17 protein-coding genes are annotated in these 17,479 nt (G+C 69.7%); 11 read left to right on the forward strand and 6 right to left on the reverse strand.

Going from position 1 to position 17,479, the window contains the following annotated elements:
- Positions 1 to 150: 150 nt before the first annotated feature.
- Positions 151 to 1,581, reverse strand: coding sequence for a M1 family metallopeptidase (locus tag OG905_RS37000; protein WP_443044035.1), 1,431 nt, complete (start codon positions 1,579 to 1,581; stop codon positions 151 to 153).
- Between the two features lie 126 nt (positions 1,582 to 1,707).
- The gene (locus tag OG905_RS37005) at positions 1,708 to 2,076 is read right to left on the reverse strand and encodes a low affinity iron permease family protein (protein ID WP_328681423.1); all 369 of its coding nucleotides are present in this window, start codon (positions 2,074 to 2,076) and stop codon (positions 1,708 to 1,710) included.
- Positions 2,077 to 2,277: 201 nt separating this feature from the next.
- Here OG905_RS37005 and OG905_RS37010 point away from each other — a divergent pair, with 201 nt between their 5' ends.
- The 11 genes from OG905_RS37010 to OG905_RS37055 all read left to right on the forward strand — a co-directional run bounded on the left by OG905_RS37010 (position 2,278) and on the right by OG905_RS37055 (position 14,071).
- Complete coding sequence (locus OG905_RS37010) at positions 2,278 to 4,071, forward strand: enoyl-CoA hydratase-related protein (protein WP_328681424.1); 1,794 nt, start codon at positions 2,278 to 2,280, stop codon at positions 4,069 to 4,071.
- A gap of 48 nt (positions 4,072 to 4,119) precedes the next feature.
- Positions 4,120 to 5,208: a hydrogenase expression protein HypE gene (locus tag OG905_RS37015; protein WP_328681426.1), complete on the forward strand. Its 1,089-nt coding sequence runs from the start codon at positions 4,120 to 4,122 to the stop codon at positions 5,206 to 5,208.
- Positions 5,209 to 5,306: 98 nt separating this feature from the next.
- Positions 5,307 to 7,091, forward strand: coding sequence for a nickel-dependent hydrogenase large subunit (locus tag OG905_RS37020; protein ID WP_328681428.1), 1,785 nt, complete (start codon positions 5,307 to 5,309; stop codon positions 7,089 to 7,091).
- Positions 7,088 to 7,690 (forward strand): hypothetical protein, encoded by a 603-nt coding sequence (locus OG905_RS37025; protein ID WP_328681430.1) that lies wholly within the window; start codon positions 7,088 to 7,090, stop codon positions 7,688 to 7,690. The genes OG905_RS37020 and OG905_RS37025 overlap by 4 nt, the downstream gene beginning before the upstream one ends.
- 56 nt (positions 7,691 to 7,746) lie before the next feature.
- Positions 7,747 to 8,364, forward strand: coding sequence for a DUF5947 family protein (locus tag OG905_RS37030; protein WP_328682804.1), 618 nt, complete (start codon positions 7,747 to 7,749; stop codon positions 8,362 to 8,364).
- A complete protein-coding gene (locus OG905_RS37035) occupies positions 8,361 to 9,059 on the forward strand; it encodes a DUF6084 family protein (RefSeq protein WP_328681432.1) in 699 nt (232 codons plus the stop codon). Before OG905_RS37030 ends, OG905_RS37035 begins: the two co-directional genes overlap by 4 nt.
- Entirely contained in the window at positions 9,056 to 10,453 is a 1,398-nt protein-coding gene (locus OG905_RS37040; RefSeq protein WP_328681434.1) for a hypothetical protein, read from the forward strand. Before OG905_RS37035 ends, OG905_RS37040 begins: the two co-directional genes overlap by 4 nt.
- Positions 10,450 to 10,998 (forward strand): hydrogenase maturation protease, encoded by a 549-nt coding sequence (locus OG905_RS37045; RefSeq protein WP_328681436.1) that lies wholly within the window; start codon positions 10,450 to 10,452, stop codon positions 10,996 to 10,998. The genes OG905_RS37040 and OG905_RS37045 overlap by 4 nt, the downstream gene beginning before the upstream one ends.
- Before the next feature lie 10 nt (positions 10,999 to 11,008).
- A complete protein-coding gene (locus tag OG905_RS39255) occupies positions 11,009 to 11,116 on the forward strand; it encodes a DUF6893 family small protein (protein ID WP_443044036.1) in 108 nt (35 codons plus the stop codon).
- A gap of 231 nt (positions 11,117 to 11,347) precedes the next feature.
- Positions 11,348 to 11,572, forward strand: a complete 225-nt coding sequence (locus OG905_RS39260) for a hypothetical protein (protein WP_443044037.1) — start codon at positions 11,348 to 11,350, stop codon at positions 11,570 to 11,572.
- Positions 11,573 to 11,902: 330 nt separating this feature from the next.
- Complete coding sequence (locus OG905_RS37055; protein WP_328681438.1) at positions 11,903 to 14,071, forward strand: hypothetical protein; 2,169 nt, start codon at positions 11,903 to 11,905, stop codon at positions 14,069 to 14,071.
- A gap of 68 nt (positions 14,072 to 14,139) precedes the next feature.
- Here the strand turns inward: OG905_RS37055 and OG905_RS37060 are convergent, their stop codons facing one another.
- The 4 genes from OG905_RS37060 to OG905_RS37075 all read right to left on the reverse strand — a co-directional run bounded on the left by OG905_RS37060 (position 14,140) and on the right by OG905_RS37075 (position 17,473).
- Positions 14,140 to 14,307: a hypothetical protein gene (locus tag OG905_RS37060; protein ID WP_328681439.1), complete on the reverse strand. Its 168-nt coding sequence runs from the start codon at positions 14,305 to 14,307 to the stop codon at positions 14,140 to 14,142.
- Positions 14,308 to 14,513: 206 nt separating this feature from the next.
- A complete protein-coding gene (locus OG905_RS37065) occupies positions 14,514 to 15,653 on the reverse strand; it encodes a vWA domain-containing protein (protein WP_328681440.1) in 1,140 nt (379 codons plus the stop codon).
- Entirely contained in the window at positions 15,646 to 16,554 is a 909-nt protein-coding gene (locus tag OG905_RS37070) for an AAA family ATPase (RefSeq protein WP_328681442.1), read from the reverse strand. The genes OG905_RS37065 and OG905_RS37070 overlap by 8 nt, the downstream gene beginning before the upstream one ends.
- Complete coding sequence (locus tag OG905_RS37075; protein ID WP_328681444.1) at positions 16,547 to 17,473, reverse strand: XdhC family protein; 927 nt, start codon at positions 17,471 to 17,473, stop codon at positions 16,547 to 16,549. Before OG905_RS37075 ends, OG905_RS37070 begins: the two co-directional genes overlap by 8 nt.
- Positions 17,474 to 17,479: the final 6 nt, after the last annotated feature.

The following is a 17,479-nucleotide window of genomic DNA, read 5'->3' on the forward strand; positions in this document are numbered from 1 at the left end:
CTCAAGGGTACCTGTGGGCGGGACGGTACCGTCCCGTTCAAGCCCGAGCGGGCGGGACGGTACCGGCGCATTTCCGCTGGGGCAGCGGCGACCGGGCATCGCCCGAGCGCTGCCGCCGCCTCCAGCGGGCCCGTCACATCGCCGTGGCGCCTACGGCTTGGACGGCTTGCCCTTCGTGCCGATCCACGTGTGGAACAACTGGTCAAGATCCTTGCCGGACTGCCGCTCCGACAGGCGGATGAACTGGGCAGTGGTTCCGTGTCCGTCGCGGTGGTCGGACGCCCACGTGCGCAGGATCCGGAGGAACGTCTTGTCGCCGACCGCCGTGCGCAGCTTGTGCAGGGCCATCGCCCCGCGTGAGTAGACGGGCGCATCGAAGATGTGCGCCCCGCTGCCGGGGTTGGCGGGCGGGAATGCCCACAGGTCACTGCTCGCCGGGCTGGCGTAGAGGGCGTCGAAGGTCTTCTGTGCGCTCTGGCCGCCGTGCTGTTCGTCGTAGAGCCACTCGGCGTAGGTCGCGAAGCCCTCGTTGAGCCAGATGTCCTTCCAAGTGGTGAGGGAGACGGAGTTCCCGAACCACTGGTGCGCGCTCTCATGGACCAGGGTGCTGAGGTCCGGCGCCCGGTCGTACACCGGCCGTGCCTGGGTCTCCAGGGCGTATCCCGCCTGCGGGGCACGGTCCACGATGGCTCCCGCGCCCTTGAAGGGGTAGGGGCCGAAGAGCTTGCTCTCCCACGCCAGGACCGACGGCAGCTTCTTGAGTACGGGCGCCGAGGCGGCCGCCTCGCGGGGGTCGACGGCGTTGAAGACCTTGAGGCCGCCGGGGGCCGTGTACTGCTCGACCTTGAACGTGCCCACCGTCGCCGTGGCGAGGTAGGCCGCCATCGGCTCGGACTGCCGCCAGCGGAAAGTGGTACGTCCGTTGGCCGTCTTCTGCCCCCGGAAGACACCGTTGGACACGGCGGTGCGCCCCGCGGGGACGGTGATCGCGAAGTCGTAGGACGCCTTGTCCTTGGGGTGGTTGTTGGCGGGGAACCAGGTCATGGCGCCCTGTGGCTCACCGGCCACGAACGCCCCGTCATCGGTGGGGATCCACCCGTCCAGGGATCCGTCCGGATCGGTGACCGGCCCGGGAGTGCCCGCGTAAGTGACCGTGGTGCGGAACTCCTGGTCCTTGCGAAGGGGTTTCCTCGGGGAGACCACGAGTTCCTGTCCATCGCGGCGGAAGGCCGCCTTCGCGTGGTTGACCGTGATGCTCGTGACCTTCAGTCCCTTCAGGTCGAGGTCGAAGCGGGTCAGCCGCTCGGTGGCCCGGGCCGTGATGACAGCGCGTCCTTCGAGGTGACGGGTCTTCGGGTCGTATCCGAGGGTGAGGTCGTAGTGGTGGACGTTGTAGCCACCGTTGCCCGCCAGGGGAAAATACGGGTCCCCCACACCGGACGAGCCCGTCGTAGCGGCCGCCGCGGGTCCGGCGGCCGCGGCGAGCAGCGCCACGACGGCGGCGGGGAGGCCTGCCGCGACAACGGCGGCTCTCCGGTGGGGAGTTGGGTGCCTGACAGGCTGCTGCAGGGGTGGCGTCACAAGGGCTCCTCTGGGCTCGGTAGTGATCATTCGGGCCCAGCCTATGGGTCTCCTCCGCCCCGAAACTCCCTCGGATCAGTCAAGTCCCGCCCAATGCCCGGCGCAAGGACGGATCCTGGCTGTCCGTCAGGTCTCCTCTTCCATACGGATGGCCTTCCTGAGGTCCTCGAACGCCTGGCCGGGTTTGTTCTCGTGCATCTCCAGCAGCGCTGCGGCGATGGCATCGAGCTTGCGCTGGATCGCATGCTCGGCCCGCCGCTCCGAGTTCTTGAGGAGGGCCAGGAGCAGCAGAGTGACGGCAGTCATCGATTCTCCGGTGAGCAGCAGCCACTCGTCCGAAAGCTTCAGGGCGTGGACGATGGCGACGAGTGCCACCAACGCCAGACACCCTCCGAAAAACACGGGTGAGCTGGTGAAGTTCGATGCCCGCTCCGCCAGCCGGGCGAACAGGGCGCGCTCGTCGCCACCGCGGTCGGCGGGATGCTGAAGAGTCATGCGACGTGCCTACCCGACAGCGTCGTGCGCGGGCCGCCGGGCCGCGCATGCGGCGGGACCGAACCGCCGGGTGGCCGTCGCCATGTCCGCTTTCGGGTGACCCTCGTGGCCCGGCGCCGCCCTGGCCGATCCGGCGTACTCGACGATCACAGGCGGCCGGGGAGACCCCTGCCTGAGACGTCGACCGCTGGGAGGCCCGCCATGCACATTCTGCTTGTCGCCACGGCGTTCAACAGCCTCACGCAGCGCCTCCACGCCGAACTGAGGGATGACGGTCACAGCGTGGCGGTGGAACTCGCGGTGCACGGCGAGTCCTTGACGGACGCCGTACGCCGTCATGAGCCTCAGCTCGTCGTCGCGCCGATGCTGAAGACGGCGATCCCGCGCGAGGTGTGGTCCGCGTACACATGTCTTGTCGTCCATCCGGGGCCCGTCGGAGACCGCGGGCCCTCGTCCCTCGACTGGGCGATTCACGAGGACGTCGGCGAGTGGGGTGTGACGGTCCTGCAGGCCAACGCGGAGATGGACGCGGGCGACGTCTGGGCCTCTGTCGCCTGCCCGGTGCCGCCGGTGGCCAAGAGCGACCTCTACCGCGGGGAGGTGTCCGACGCGGCGGTGGCTGCGGTGCTGCTGGCGGTGGAGCGGTTCGCCACCGGGACGTACTCCCCGCGGGCGCAGACCGAAGGCGGTGCGGGTTCCGGCCGAGCCCGGCCGTATCTCGATCAGAGTGTCCGGCGGATCGACTGGTCTTCGGAGTCCACCGAGTCGATTCTCCGCAAGCTGCGGGCCGCGGACTCGCAGCCGGGCGTATTGGACGAACTGCTGGGCGGCGAGTGGTACTTGCACGGCGGCCACCGCGAGTACGAGCTGCGCGGCCATCCCGGCGACCTTCTTGCGACCCGGGCCGGAGCCGTCTGCCGGGCGACGACGGACGGCGCGGTGTGGATTCCCGAGCTGCGGGCCCGGCGCGGGCCGGGGCAGCCCCCCACGTTCAGGCTGCCTGCCGTCACGGCGCTCGCCGGCCGGCTGCCCGCCTTGCCACAGAGCCCCGCGCCGTCGCGTCCGGACGGTCAGCGGCGTGGGTGGACCGACATCAGCTACCGCGAGGAGCGCAATGTCGGCTTCCTCTCGTTCTCCTTCCCCGGCGGCGCGATGAGCACCACGCAGTGCCGGCGCCTGCTGGCGGCCTATCGCGAGGCCTGCTCGCGCCCTACGTCGGTGCTGGTCCTCGGCGGCGGCCGGGTCTTCTCCAACGGCATCCACCTCAATGTCATCGAGGCAGCCGAAGATTCCGGTGCGGAGTCCTGGGCGAACATCAACGCCATCGACGATCTGGTCGAGGCCGTGCTGACGACCACCGACCGGCTGGTGGTCGCCGCCGTCGGCGGGTGCGCCGCGGCGGGCGGGGTGATGCTCGCACTGGCCGCGGACGAGGTGTGGTGCAGAGCGGGCACCGTGCTGAACCCGCACTACCGGCTGATGGGGCTGTACGGCTCCGAGTTCTGGACGTACACGCTGCCTCGCCGAGTCGGTCCGGCGGTGGCCGAGCGTCTGATGCGCCAGGCCCTGCCCGTCAGCGGGACGGCCGCGCAGCGACTGGGCCTCGTCGACCGCCTCGTCGAGTGCACTCCACAGGACTTCGCCGCAGAGGCCGCCCGGCTCGCCGGGCATCTCGCTTCCCTGCCCGCCGTGCAGCAACGGATCGCCGCGAAGAAGGCCGAACGGGACCACCAGGAGAGCCTCAGGCCGCTCGCCGCCTTCCGGGAGGAGGAGCTGGCCCGCATGCGGCGGACCTTCTCCGACCCGTCCGCCCCGTACCACGCGTTGCGTCGCGCGTTTGTCCGCAAGGAGAAGCCGCAGCGAACGCCGCCGCATCTGGGCGTTGCGGTGCCGGGAGCGCGCGTGACGGATCAGCTCCGCTCCGAGCCCCGTGTCACTGAACCGGACCCCGAAAACTCGGCCCCGGAGCCGGATGCCTGCTACGAAGAAGACTGAGACCGAAATGCCGACTTTCCTGCCATACCTCCCCGAGGGGGCATCCTGATGAATGCAGCCACGCCGACCGCGGCCCAGGACGCGGACGCCGCCGGGGGACCTGCCGACGAAGCGGCCCCGATCCATATCCTCTGGATCAATGCCGGGCTGAGCTGCGACGGCGACTCGGTAGCCCTGACGGCGGCCATGCAGCCGAGTATCGAGGAGATCGTCACCGGAGCGCTGCCCGGCCTGCCCAAGATCGCTGTCCACTGGCCCCTGATCGACTTCGAATGCGGTCCGGTCGAGGGAGCGGACACGTTCATCGAATGGTTCTTCAAAGGCGAGCGCGGCGAGATCGACCCGTTCGTCCTGGTGATCGAGGGATCGGTCCCCAACGAGTCGATCAAGCCGGAAGGCTACTGGTGCGGCTTCGGCGACAACCCCGAAACCGGCCAGCCGATCACCACCAGCGAATGGATCGACCGGCTCGCGCCCAAGGCACTGGCTGTCGTCGCGATCGGAACCTGTGCCACCTACGGCGGGATCCACGCCATGGCGGGCAACCCGACCGGCGCGATGGGTGTGCCCGACTATCTCGGCTGGGACTGGAAGTCCAAGGCCGGCATCCCGATCGTGTGTGTGCCCGGCTGTCCGATCCAGCCAGACAACTTCTCCGAGACCCTGACCTACCTGCTCTACCAGGCGGCGGGCTCTGCTCCGATGATCCCGCTGGACGACAAGCTCCGGCCGACCTGGCTGTTCGGTGCCACCGTGCACGAGGGGTGCGATCGCGCGGGCTACTACGAACAGGGCCAGTTCGCCGAGACGTACGACTCACCCAAGTGTCTCGTCAAGCTCGGCTGCTGGGGACCCGTCGTCAAGTGCAACGTGCCCAAGCGGGGCTGGATGAACGGGATCGGCGGCTGCCCGAACGTCGGAGGCATCTGCATCGCCTGCACGATGCCGGGATTCCCGGACAAGTTCATGCCGTTCATGGACGAACCGCCGGGCGCGAAGATCTCCAGCGCCGCCAGCGGCGTGTACGGCACGGTGGTCCGCAGGCTGCGGTCCATCACGGCCAAGACGGTGGACAAGGAGCCGAAGTGGCGCCACACGGGGGAGAAGCTGACCACCGGTTACCGGCGGCCCTGGTGATCCCCTGCCCCATCCGCATCAGACCTCCCCGCGCCGCATCCGAATGAGACCTCTCCGCGCGACCCAACTCCCGCTTGAAGAAGGGCACGGCACTCACGATGGCACCGACGACGAAGGCGGCCGGCGACGGCAGTGGCCTGATGGAAATGTCCTGGGATCCGATCACCCGGATCGTGGGCAGTCTCGGTATCCACACAAAGATCGACTTCAAGCAGAAGCGGGTCGCGGAGTGCTACAGCACCTCGTCCGTCTTCCGCGGCTACAGCGTCTTCATGCGCGGCAAGGACCCCCGGGACGCGCACTTCATCACCAGCCGGATCTGCGGGATCTGCGGCGACAACCACGCGACGTGTTCGGTGTACGCGCAGAACATGGCGTACGGCGTCAAGCCCCCGCATCTCGGTGAGTGGATCATCAACCTCGGCGAGTCCGCGGAGTACATGTTCGACCACAACATCTTCCAGGAGAACCTGGTCGGGGTCGACTACTGCGAAAAGATGGTCCGCGAGACCAACCCCGGCGTCCTCGAACTCGCCGAGCGCACCGAGGCGCCGCACGCGGGCGAGCACGGCTACCGCACCATCGCCGACATCATGCGGTCACTCAATCCCATCGAGGGCGAGTTCTACCGCGAAGCCCTCCAAGTGAGCCGCTACACCCGGGAGATGTTCTGTCTGATGGAGGGCCGCCATGTGCACCCCTCCACGCTCTACCCGGGCGGAGTCGGCACCGTCGCCTCCGTACAGCTCTTCACGGACTACCTCAGCCGCCTCATGCGCTACGTGGAGTTCATGAAGAGGGTCGTCCCCCTGCACGACGACCTGTTCGACTTCTTCTACGAGGCCCTGCCGGGGTACGAGGAAGTCGGCCGCCGACGCGTGCTGCTCGGCTGCTGGGGAGCACTCAACGACCCCGAGTACTGCGACTTCACCTACGCCAACATGAGCAGCTGGGGACGGCGGATGTTCGTCACCCCCGGCATCATCGTCGACGGCAAGCTCGTCACGAACGACCTCACCGAGATCAACCTCGGCATCCGCATCCTGCTGGGCAGCTCGTACTACGACGACTGGCAGGGCCAGGAGCAGTTCGTCACCCACGACCCGCTCGGCAACCCCGTCGACCCGCGCCACCCGTGGAACCAGCACACCATCCCGGCCCCTCAGAAGCGGGACTTCAACGACAAGTACAGCTGGGTGATGTCGCCGCGCTGGTTCGACGGCAAGGACTATCTGCCGCTGGACACCGGTGGCGGCCCGATCGCTCGCCTGTGGTCGACGGCGCTGTCCGGCCTCGTCGACGTCGGCTACGTCAAGGCGACCGGCAACAGCGTCGTCATCAACCTGCCGCGCACGATGACCAAGCCCGAGACCACCTTCGAGTGGAAGATCCCGCGCTGGAGCAACGCGCTGGAACGCAACCGCGCCCGCACCTACTTCCAGGCCTACGCCGCGGCCATCGCCCTGCACTGCGCCGAGAAGGGCCTGGAGGAAGTGCGGGCCGGCCGCACCCAGACCTGGGAGAAGTTCGAGGTGCCGGACCAGTCCATCGGCGTCGGTTTCACCGAGGCCGTGCGCGGCGTCCTCTCCCACCACATGGTCATCCGGGACGGGAAGATCGCCAACTACCACCCGTACCCGCCCACTCCGTGGAACGCCAGCACGCGCGACACGTACGGCACACCCGGCCCGTACGAGGACGCCGTGCAGAACACACCCATCTTCGAGGAGAACTCGCCGGAGAACTTCAAGGGCATCGACATCATGCGCGCGGTGCGCAGCTTCGACCCCTGCCTGCCCTGCGGCGTTCACATGTACGTCGGCGGCGGTAAGACCGTGAAGTCGATGCACGTGCCCACCGGCCTGAGCGGTCTTGCCGGATGAGCCCGGCAGCCCGCACCGCGGCCCCGCCGGCACACGGCGCCACCGGGGTCATGAACGCGGAGCAGGCAGGACGGCGCGTGGAACAGGTCCTCGACAAGCTGGCCGCCACCGGTGACGAACCGGCACGTGCCGGGGCCGAGGAACTGGTCCGGGTCCTGATGGACTTCTACGGCGCCGGTCTGGCCCGGATCGTCCGGCTGCTCGACGCCCCCGGCGCCGGCAGCCGCCTGTCCGGCCTGCTCGGAGACGAACTCGTCTCGAGCCTGCTCCTCCTGCACGACCTGCACCCCGAGGACACAGGCACGCGCATCGCGCGTGCCCTGGACGCGGCCGGTGACCAGGCATGGGAGGTGGCGGGCTTCGACGACTCCTCCGGAACGCTGCGCCTGCGGTCCGCAGGCGGTGGAGGCTGCGGATGTGCCGCCACGACCGCGGCGGCACAACAGGCCGTCGAGGACGCTCTCACCTGCTTCGCGCCCGAGGTGACCGCCGTGGAAGTGGAGACGGGCTCCGCCGCCGGGGAGCCCGCGCTGCTCCAGATCGGGACCCCTCCCACCTCCCGCACCGGGCCAGGAGCGGCCGGGGCGAAGACGCGGTGAGCGCCTCTCGCGTCCAGCAGCAGCTTCCTGCGCCGCTCGCTGGTGAAATCCGCGGACTGCGCCGGTTTCTGACGGAGCGTCCAGTCCCGCAGGCAAGATGCGAACTGTGCGGAGCGGTGGTGGCCGAAGACAGCCACCGCCACCTGGTGGACACGGACAAGCGGGCACTTGCCTGCGCCTGCGTCTCGTGTGCCCTCCTGTTCGAGCGGCCCGGTGCCGCGGGAGGCCGCTTCCGGGCGGTCCCGGACCGCTATCTGGCCGACCCGGACCATCGGCTGGACGACAGCGCGTGGGACGTTCTGCAGATCCCGGTCGGTGTCGCCTTCTTCTTCCGCAACGCGGCGCTCAACCGCCTGGTGGCGCTCTACCCGAGTCCCGCGGGCGCGACCGAGAGTGAACTCGAACCCTCGGCGTGGCAGACCGTGCTGGGAAACAGTCGCCTGGCCGCGCTCCTCCAACCCGACGTGGAAGCGCTGCTGTTGCGCCGCACACAGGGCGGCGGCCGGCCCGAGTGCTACCTCGTCCCGATCGACATCTGTTACGAACTGGTGGGCCGCATGCGCCTGTTGTGGCAGGGCTTCGACGGCGGAGCCGAGGCCCGGGCCGATCTGGAGGCGTTCTTCGAGCAGGTCGGCCGCCGCGCCAGGACGGTGCAGGGGGAGGGCCGGCCATGACGGAGTTCGCCTTCACCTGTACGGGCGTACGAGCCGACCCGTACGCCGCCGGTCCGACGCTCGTCTTCAGGCTGCGCATCACCGCGTCCGACAACGCCCGCGTGCACGCCCTGGCCTTGCGCTGCCAGATCCGCATCGAGCCCGCGCGGCGCGGCTACGAGCCCACGGAGGCCGATGGGCTCGCCGACCTCTTCGGAGACCGCTCGCGCTGGGGCAGCACGCTCCAGCCGGTTCAGTTCGCCCAGGTCTCGCACATGGTTCCCGGTTTCACGGGGGAGACGGAAACCGACCTCGCCGTGCCCTGCACGTACGACATGGACGTCGCCGCCACGCGGTACTTCAATGCCCTGGAGGCGGGCGAGGTGCCGCTGCTCATGCTGTTCTCCGGAACGGCATTCACGGGAGCGGGCGGCTTCCGCGTCGAGCCCGTGCCGTGGGACCGGGAGGCGGCCTTCCGGATGCCGGTAGAGGTGTGGCAGGAGATGGTCGAGCAGCACTTCCCCGGCTGCGGCTGGATCCGGCTGCCCCGCGACACCGTGGACGCACTGCTCGCCTTCCGGTCAAAGCGTGCGCTGCCCTCCTGGGAAGCGGCCGTACGGGCCCTGCTGGCCGAGGCCGACAGGCCGGAGCTCCCGCCGGGCCACGCCCTGGACCGGGCGTTGCTGCCACACGCAACCGGGAGGACGGCGCGGTGACGACAAATGCCTTCGCACCGGAGACGGAAGCCAGGCTGGCCCATGCCCGGCAGGTGGCGGACGCTGTGCTCTTCGAGGGCTATGTGCTCTACCCGTACCGTGCCTCGGCCGCCAAGAACCGGCTGCGCTGGCAGTTCGGTGTGCTCGTGCCGCCCGCGTGGGGCGCCGAGCGTGAGGAGCACGACTTCCAGCACACCGAGTGTCTGATGGAGCCGAAGGCGGGCGCGAGTATCGCGGTCGAGGTGCGCTTCCTGCACGCGCAGCGCCGGACCGTACAACAAGCCCTGCTGGACGGCGGCTTCGAGACGGTGCCGGAACTCCACTTGGAGGACCGCGTCCTGGTGCCCTGGGACGAGGGCGTCGAAGAACGAGTCGAAGTGCTCGCCCCGGTGGGGAGGCTGACCGGAGACGGCCTCACGGTCCCCTTCACCCGCCCGGCCCGCGAAGAGACCGAGCCCGTCCTGGACGCGGACGGGCGGACGGTCGGCCGGCTCATTCGCCGATGCGAGGAGATCAACGGCGTCCTGCGGCTGTCCGCGCGTGAACTCGACGGGCCCTACCGGGTGATGTGCCTGACCGCTGTCGTGGAGAACACCAGCACCTGGAGCCTCCCGGACGGCTCGGCCGACCGGGACGCCGCGCTGGCGTACTCGCTGGTGGCCGCGCACCTTCTGATGGGCCTCAGCGCCGGGTCGTTCCTGTCGATGACGGATCCGCCCGAGTGGGCCAAGGGCGCGATCGCTTCCTGCCGCAACTTGCACACCTGGCCGGTCCTCGCCGGGGAACCCGGCCGCGCGGACCTGGTGTTGTCCTCCCCGATCATTCTGGAGGACCACCCCGCCATCGCCCCGGAGAGTCCGGGGACCCTCTACGACGCCACCGAGATCGACGAGATTCTCGCGCTGCGCACCGCGGCCCTCACCGACGAGGAGAAGCGCGAGGCCCGCGGCACCGACGAACGGGCCGCCGCCGTGATCGACCTGGCCGACTCGATGCCCCCCGAAGTCCTTGAGCGCCTGCACGGCGCGGTGCGTTCGCTGCGGGAGGTGACCGGCTCCGACATGTCGGACGAGGTACAGCGGCCGGACACCCCGTGGTGGGACCCGGCAAGCGACTCCGGCTTCGACCCGGCACACGACCGGGTCCTCGTCGACGGCCGGTCGCTGGGCGCCGGGAGCCGCGTACAGCTGCGCCCGGGCCTGCGTCGCACCGACGCACAGGATCTGTTTCTGCACGGTCGCAGCGCCAGGGTCGAGGCGGTGCTGCACGACGTGGACGGGGCAGTGCACCTGGCGGTGACCGTCGAGGGCGATCCGGGAGCCGACATCCGCCGCGAGCAGGGCCGCTTCCTGTACTTCCAGCCCGACGAGGTCGTCCCCCTGGAGGACGGATGAAACGGCCACAGGACAACAACGCCCGGACTCTGGTCGCCGGGGTCGGAAACATCTTCCTCGGCGACGACGGCTTCGGCGTCGAGACCGTACGCAGGCTGGCCGCGGAACAGCTTCCCGAACACGCCGAGGTCGTGGACATCGGCGTACGGGGCGTACACCTGGCGTATCAACTCCTCGACGGCTACGACACCCTCGTCCTGGTCGACGCCACGGCACGCGGCGGCGTCCCCGGCACGGTCTACCTGATCGAAGCCGAGCGCTCGGGCGACATCGAGCCCCAGGGCGCCCTGCTGGACGGCCACCGGATGTCCCCCGACGCGGTCCTGGCCCTCCTGGAGACCCTCTGCGCGGGCACCGGCGCCCGGCCACCGCGGCGCACCCTGGTCGTGGGCTGTGAACCCGCCGGCGTGGAGGAAGGCATCGGCCTCAGCCCGCCGGTGGCCGCCGCGGTGCCGGAGGCAGTAGGGCTGATCCTGGGCGTGCTGCGGGACAGCGAGCAGGAATTGTCGGCGGCACCGGCTGCGGTCGGCGAGGCCGCGAAGTGAGGAGACAAGCATGAAGAGGACAATCATCGGCGGCGCGGCTGCCGCGGCTGCCCTGGTGGTCGCTGTCAGGCAGTTGCTGCCGGATCTCGCGCGGTACCTGCGTATCCGCAGGATGTGAGCGAGGCACTCATCATCCGTCGGCCGCGGGTTCGAGTCCCGCCCGCCCCACTGAGCGCTACGCGTGGAGAAACCTTCCGACCAGCGTCTTCGAAGGTCGGACGGATCTTGCTGGTGATCGTGGCGGCCGGCTTCTGTCGTGGTCCACTCGGTGGGGTGCCGCCCGAAGGAGAAGGACGGACGTTACAGGTAACCACCCTTAGCCGCGGGCTCTCCGGCGAGGCTGTCGCTGGTGCCGCGAGCCGTGGTGGACGCCTCCGCCTCGGTGCTTGCGCCGCGCGATGTGCTGGCGGGCGCAAAGGCGTTGAAGGGTGTAGGCGGGCAGCCTTACAGCCCGCCGGGTGATATCTCCCGGGCGGGCGGCCTGGGTTCGTCGCACTCCGCGTTCGCGCGAATCGCCGAGGAACGCGGAGTCGGCGCGCAGCAAGTGTCCCTGTCCTGGGAGTTGGCCAAGTGACCCGTCGTCATCCCGATCCCGGGATCGTCCCGGCCGACGACCATCCGTGACCCGGCGGCAGCGGCCGACCTGACACTCACCGAAGCGGAATTCGCCGAACTCGACGCCGTGTAAGGGCGTCCCGTGAATGATCCCCGGGCTGGTTTCCCGACCACCCCCTCCCCGCCCCGCCGATGGCCGGCCGGGGGCTTCATCACACTGTGTGTTGGTTGAACAACGCAAAGTTTTGTGTGATGTGATATTGCACACTCAACTTCCGTGCGTCCATGCTGTGTCGACCTCCTGGCAGTCCCACCCGGAGCTCCCGTCTCAGTAGAGGACCGAAATGAGATGATTCCGAAGTTCGCGCGATGGGTCGCCGTGATCGGTGCGGCGGCCGTCGCCATATCGAGTGGGCTCGCGTCGACGGCGACCGCTGTCCCGCAGTCCGCGCTCCCGAAATGTACGCTCAACGTCCCGGCCAGCCCCAGGTCGGAGACCCCGTCCAGTTGTGTCGCGGTCGATGTGAAGCTGGACAAGCTCCCTGCCAAGGGTGAGACGGTGGCCCTCCGGGTCAGCCTCCGTTCCCAGGTCCACGTCGCACACGCCCGACTGACCGTCCGGGTGCCCGACACCTTCCAGCTCATCACCGAGGGTTCCCCTCTGAGCGCGCCCAAGCAGGTAGGTCCCTGGCTGGACGCCAAGGGCGTGGTGGCCCTCGACACCAACAAGCAGACCTTCACCCTGCATGTCCGCGCCACGGCGGAGGGGCCCGCCCAGATCGAGGCCAACCTCTCCGACGTCGACTCGCCGTCGCCGGAGCGGGAAGCCCACGGTTCCGTGCTGCTCACCGTCGGCACGAACAAACCGGGCGAAAGCGTCTCCCGGTCGGGGGTGGACATCACCTCGCTCCCGGGACGTTCGGGCGAGCGGCGCTCGACGTCGGCCTCAGTGAGCAAGAAGTTCGCGAAGGTTCCGAAGGCCGGCGGAGGCACCGGCGTCGTTGCCCAGGTCGCCGGCCAGCAGGTCTGCATGAGCGGTGGCTTCAACTTCACCAACCAGGCGGGGACGTGGCTGGGCGGCCGCAACCTCACCGTTAAACTGTGGGGGCGGACCACCGCGAATGCCGCCCAGCAGGTCTACGCCAGCGGCCTGACTGACAACTCCGGCGCCTACAACCTCTGCTTCACCCTGCCGGTCGACTCGATGTACCTGCTCTTCGTGGAGTTCCGGTCGGAGAGTGCGGTCTGGCAGGTGACCAACGGCAGCGGGTCGGTGTACTCGACCACTACGCCTGCCGTCTACAACGTCTCCACCAACCAGAATCTCGGCTGGACGGCGCCGGCGGCAGCCCAGATGCGCGCCTGGCACACCTTCGACACCCTCAACCTCACCTGGTGGTGGCGCGGCTCCAACACCGGCTGCTGGACCGCCCACGAGACCAGCAACTGCAGCAAGATGACGGCTCAATGGTGGGCCGGCAACGCTGACGGCGGCTACTACGTCCCCGGGGCCAACGCAGCCGCCAGTTACATAAGGCTGCGGGACAATGACCCCGACTCCGAGCACCTCGTGGTCCACGAATCCGGTCACGCTCTGATGCACCATCTGTACAACTGGTGGTGGCCCACGGCAAATTGCAACAATCACATGATCTGGGGGGCTCTGAACACCTCGTGCGCCTGGACCGAGGGGTTCGCCAACGCTGTCGCCGGCAGCGTCAAGGGCGACAACCAGTTCGTCTGGCCCAACGGCTCCTCGGTGAGCTTGATGAACTCCACCTGGTTCAACTCCGGCTCTCCGGTCTCCAGCACCAACTGGCAGAACGGCGACGCGGTGGAGGGCCGCGTGGCCGGCTCCCTGATCGACCTGTGGAACCAGGTCGATGGTGGAAAAGCGAGCACGATCAACCTGCTGCTGAATCACAGGGAGTCGAGCTTCAGCGAGTACTTCAAGAACGACCGCCCCGGCGCCGGGCTGAACACGTCGGACAATACCCGCAACTGGGTCTACTGGCACACCATCGACTACCGGGCCAGCCTGCTCAACTCCAGCTTCGAGGCCAACACGTCAGGCGGCCAGACAGGCACGGCCGGTTGGAACTGGACAGCCACGATGGGTGGGTCGTTCGTCGGCAACTGGTCGACGTACCCGGCCAACACCGGCTCCAACTACGCCTGGTTCGGCGGCTATGGAGCGACCGAAACGGAGACGATGTCCCAGCAGGTCACGATCCCGAGCAACGTGAACCAGGCGTGGTTGGGGTACTACAGCCGCATCGGCACCTTCGAGACCGACCAGGTGGCGTATGACACGCTCAAGGTGCAGGTCGTCGACGGCGCCACTACCACCACGCTGGGAACCCTGTCCAACGTGAACGCCAACAGCAGCTACGTCTACCGCTCCTACGACCTCTCCGCCTACCTGGGACACACAGTGACGATCAAGCTGGTCAGCAACGAGGACGCCTCCCTCCGAACCGACTTCATCGTCGACGACGTCACGGTCAACACCGCCTGACAGGCAACGCAGGAGGCACCGTGGGGCGAGGCTCTGTCCCGCGGTGCCGAAAGCGCGTGCCCCGGCTGTCAGGCCGTGAACGTTTCCGTGCCGCCGTCCCGCGGATCGGTCCCGCTGTCCTGCCGAGCGAGGTAGTCCTCGGAGATAGGGCATACGCCCGTGCCAAGCTCGCCGCCGGGACACTGCTGCGCGAATTCGCCCGGCGTCACCCGGCCACGGACGGGGGCGACTTCCATCCCGGCATCATCGCCTCCGACTCCGGCCGCTACATGGGCCCCGTCGGCGCCGTTCTGAAGAACCTGGCACGGCCCTTTCTCGATGCGCCCGCCGACGGCGCCGCGCGCCTGATCCAGCTTGCCGCGGCAGACCGCCGGCTGTGCGCGTCGCACAAGACACGGCCGACCGCTCCGCCCTTGCCCGTGACGCCGCTTACACTGCCGGGTCACCGTCGGCGGCCAGGGGCGGACAAGGCGGCGGCGAAGTCGTCCAGGGCCGCGAAGCTGTGGGCACTGACGACGGCGTCGCAGTAGGGCAAGGCGGCGGCCATGCCGCCGACGAGCGGACGGTAACGGGGGCTGGCCGTACGGGGATTGACCCATACGACGCGGTATGCGACACGGGACAGCCGTGCCATGTGCGTGGTGAGATCGACGGGCGCGCCGGTGTCCCAGCCGTCGGAGACGATGACAACCACGGCGCCGCGCGCCATGCCGCGTCGGCCGAACCGTTCGTTGAACTCCGCGAGGCAGTCTGCTATTCGGGTGCCCCCGGACCAGTCCGGGGCCGCCCGCCCGGCGCGTGCCAGGGCGTCGTACGGCCCGGCCCGCCGGAAGACGGGCGTGAGGCGGGTGAGCCGGGTGGCGAAGGTGAACACCTCGGCCCGGGCTGCGCGCGAGGCGCAGTAGAGCAGTTGCAGCATTGCGCGGGCGTAGGGCTCCATCGATCCGGAGATGTCGCAGAGCACGACGAGATCGCGGGGACGGGTGCGCGGTTCGAAGCGGCGCAGTCGCAGGGGATATCCGCCGGTGCGCCGGCTGACGGACAGCGTGCGGCGCAGGTCGACTCGCTCGCCGTGGGGCGCGGGCCGGCGTCGACGGGACGGCCGCGTCGGGGTGCGAAGCGCGACGGTGCGCATCATCTCGGAGAGGCGCGCCAGTTCCTCGGCGGACAGGGCCGCGAAGTCGCGGGTGGCGAGGTGGTCGAGGGGACTGGCGGCAAGGGGCAGGGCCACCTCCCGCGGCTGTGCGTCGCCCTCCCGGCCGTCTCCGTCCGCGGTGACCTTCCTGTCGGCGCCGGGGACGGTGCCCGGGAGCGATCGGGGCGGGTCGCTGGGCTGCCCGCGCCGTGTTCCGCGGTCGGCCGGGCCGCCGAAGACCTCGCGGAAGACCGCGTCGAACGGCTCGATCTGCTCGCGGTCGGACACCAGAGTGGTGAGCGCGCAGTGCCGCAACTCGCGCGTCGTCGACGGTGCCAGCAGGGTGATGGCCTGGGCGAAGCACCGTGTGCGGTCGGGGCCCACCGCGATCCCGGCGTCGTGCAGGGCCGCGGCGAACGAGGCGGCCAGTTCCGGCAGGTCAGGCATCGGGGCCGGCCTCCGCATCGACCAGCTCCGCCAGCCCGGCCCGGCGCACGGCCTGCAGGTCCTCGGCGTACTTGAGCACCGCGCCCAGGGTGCGGTCCGCGGCGTCGGCGTCGAGAACGGAGAGGCCCAGCGCCTGCAGCGCGCCTGCCCAGTCGATCGCCTCGGCGATGCCGGGCGGCTTGATGAGCTCCTGCCGGGCGCGCAGCGCCGCCACCCCGTACGCCACGCGCGCGGCCAGCCACTCGGCCGACTCCGGCACCCGTTTGCGGATGATCGCGGCGACCCGTGTGGTGTCCGGGTAGTCGATCCAGTGGTAGAGGCAGCGGCGTTTCAGCGCGTCGTGCAGATCCCGGGTGCGGTTGGAGGTCAGTACCGCCACCGGCGCCACCGTGGCCCTCCGGGTCCCCAGTTCGGGGATGGTGACCGCGGCATCGGCCAGCAACTCCAGCAGGAACGCCTCGAATTCGTCGTCGGCGCGGTCCACCTCGTCGATGAGCAGTACGGCCGGCCGCGGTCCCGGGTGGGAGATCGCTGCGAGCAGCGGCCGTTGCAGCAGATAGTCCTCGGCGAACAGGTCGGTGTCACGCAGGGACTCCCCACGGGACTCGGCCAGCCGGATGGCCAGCAGTTGGCGCGGATAGTTCCACTCGTACAGAGCCTCGGCCGAGGCGAGCCCCTCGTAGCACTGCAGCCGGATCAGCGGGGTGTCGAGTACGGCGGCGAGGGCGCGGGCCGCCTCGGTCTTGCCCACGCCGGGCTCGCCCTCCAGCAGGATCGGCTGCCGCATGCGCACGGCCAGCAGCAGCGCCGTGGTCAGGGCGTCGTCCGCCAGATAGCCGACGGCGTCCAGCCGCGAGCGCAGGGCGGGGACATCCGGTACGAGGGCGTCGAGGTCAGGCATGCGCGTAACGGGAAGGGTCGTCGGCGAAGGCGTGCTGGCACACCGGCCCGCAGAAGTACACCGTGCCGCCGTTGCGGTCCAGCGAGAGGGTGGCGGGGGTGATCGCGACGGTCATGCCGCACACGGGATCGACCGCCTCGACGACGGTGGGCGCCCCGGCGGCGGCGCCTGCGGGCCGCACGGCCCGGGCGCGCGGCGGCCGCAACGCGATGATCTCGGCGTACACCGACAGCGCCACCTCCGCCGGGGTGCGTGCGCCGATGTCCAGGCCGGCCGGCGTCCGGACGGGCGCGCGCTGTTCCTCGGTGAGGCCCAGCCCGGCAAGTACCGCCGCGCCGCGCTTTCGGCTGGCCACCAGCCCGATGTACGGGACCCCGGCGCGCACGGCCTCGATCAGAACGGGCTCCTCGTCGCGGCCGTGCGAGGCAACGACGACGACGTCCAGATCGGGCGGCAACGGCTCCCCGGGCGATGCGGGCCGAGTGTCGAGCCCGAGCACGCGACCGACGTCGAGCAGGGCTCGGGCGATGGGCGCGTGTCCATAGACGTACACCAGTGCCGGCGGGAGGTTGGCCTCCAGGAAGATGTCGAGCGTCCCGCCGGACAGGCACGGATTGGCCACCGTCACCAGGCCCTGGCCCGTCGCCTCCGTGTCTTCGGTCCCGGCGTCCGCGGCGGCCGTGATCCGCAACAGCAGCGACTCGCCGGTCTGCAGCAGCCGCAGACCTTGCAGTTGCACCGTCGTCTCGGCGCAGCTCCCGCCCACGAAGCCTTCGACGGTGCCGTCGGGCAGCACCAGGGCGCTGTCCCCCGGCTTGGCGCTCGTGGGACGTTCCGCGCGGACGACGGTGGCCAGGACGAACGGGGTCCGGCCGTGCCGGAGTGCGTCCGCGCGGGTCAGCAGTTCGGTGCTCGTCATCAGGCG

Origin of the sequence: Streptomyces sp. NBC_00322, assembly GCF_036147535.1 — a bacterium.
Lineage (GTDB): Bacteria > Actinomycetota > Actinomycetes > Streptomycetales > Streptomycetaceae > Streptomyces.

Excerpts from the sequence above, each read along its gene's own strand:
- OG905_RS37045 (WP_328681436.1), top strand. The coding sequence starts at position 10,450 with ATGAAACGGCCACAGGACAACAACGCCCGGACTCTGGTCGCCGGGGTC.
- OG905_RS37070 (WP_328681442.1), bottom strand. The coding sequence starts at position 16,554 with ATGCCTGACCTCGACGCCCTCGTACCGGATGTCCCCGCCCTGCGCTCG.
- OG905_RS37010 (WP_328681424.1), top strand. The coding sequence starts at position 2,278 with ATGCACATTCTGCTTGTCGCCACGGCGTTCAACAGCCTCACGCAGCGC.
- OG905_RS37075 (WP_328681444.1), bottom strand. The coding sequence starts at position 17,473 with ATGACGAGCACCGAACTGCTGACCCGCGCGGACGCACTCCGGCACGGC.
- OG905_RS37015 (WP_328681426.1), top strand. The coding sequence starts at position 4,120 with ATGAATGCAGCCACGCCGACCGCGGCCCAGGACGCGGACGCCGCCGGG.
- OG905_RS39255 (WP_443044036.1), top strand. The coding sequence starts at position 11,009 with ATGAAGAGGACAATCATCGGCGGCGCGGCTGCCGCGGCTGCCCTGGTG.
- OG905_RS37035 (WP_328681432.1), top strand. The coding sequence starts at position 8,361 with ATGACGGAGTTCGCCTTCACCTGTACGGGCGTACGAGCCGACCCGTAC.
- OG905_RS37005 (WP_328681423.1), bottom strand. The coding sequence starts at position 2,076 with ATGACTCTTCAGCATCCCGCCGACCGCGGTGGCGACGAGCGCGCCCTG.
- OG905_RS37065 (WP_328681440.1), bottom strand. The coding sequence starts at position 15,653 with ATGCCTGACCTGCCGGAACTGGCCGCCTCGTTCGCCGCGGCCCTGCAC.
- OG905_RS37020 (WP_328681428.1), top strand. The coding sequence starts at position 5,307 with ATGGCACCGACGACGAAGGCGGCCGGCGACGGCAGTGGCCTGATGGAA.
- OG905_RS37025 (WP_328681430.1), top strand. The coding sequence starts at position 7,088 with ATGAGCCCGGCAGCCCGCACCGCGGCCCCGCCGGCACACGGCGCCACC.
- OG905_RS37055 (WP_328681438.1), top strand. The coding sequence starts at position 11,903 with ATGATTCCGAAGTTCGCGCGATGGGTCGCCGTGATCGGTGCGGCGGCC.
- OG905_RS37060 (WP_328681439.1), bottom strand. The coding sequence starts at position 14,307 with ATGGAAGTCGCCCCCGTCCGTGGCCGGGTGACGCCGGGCGAATTCGCG.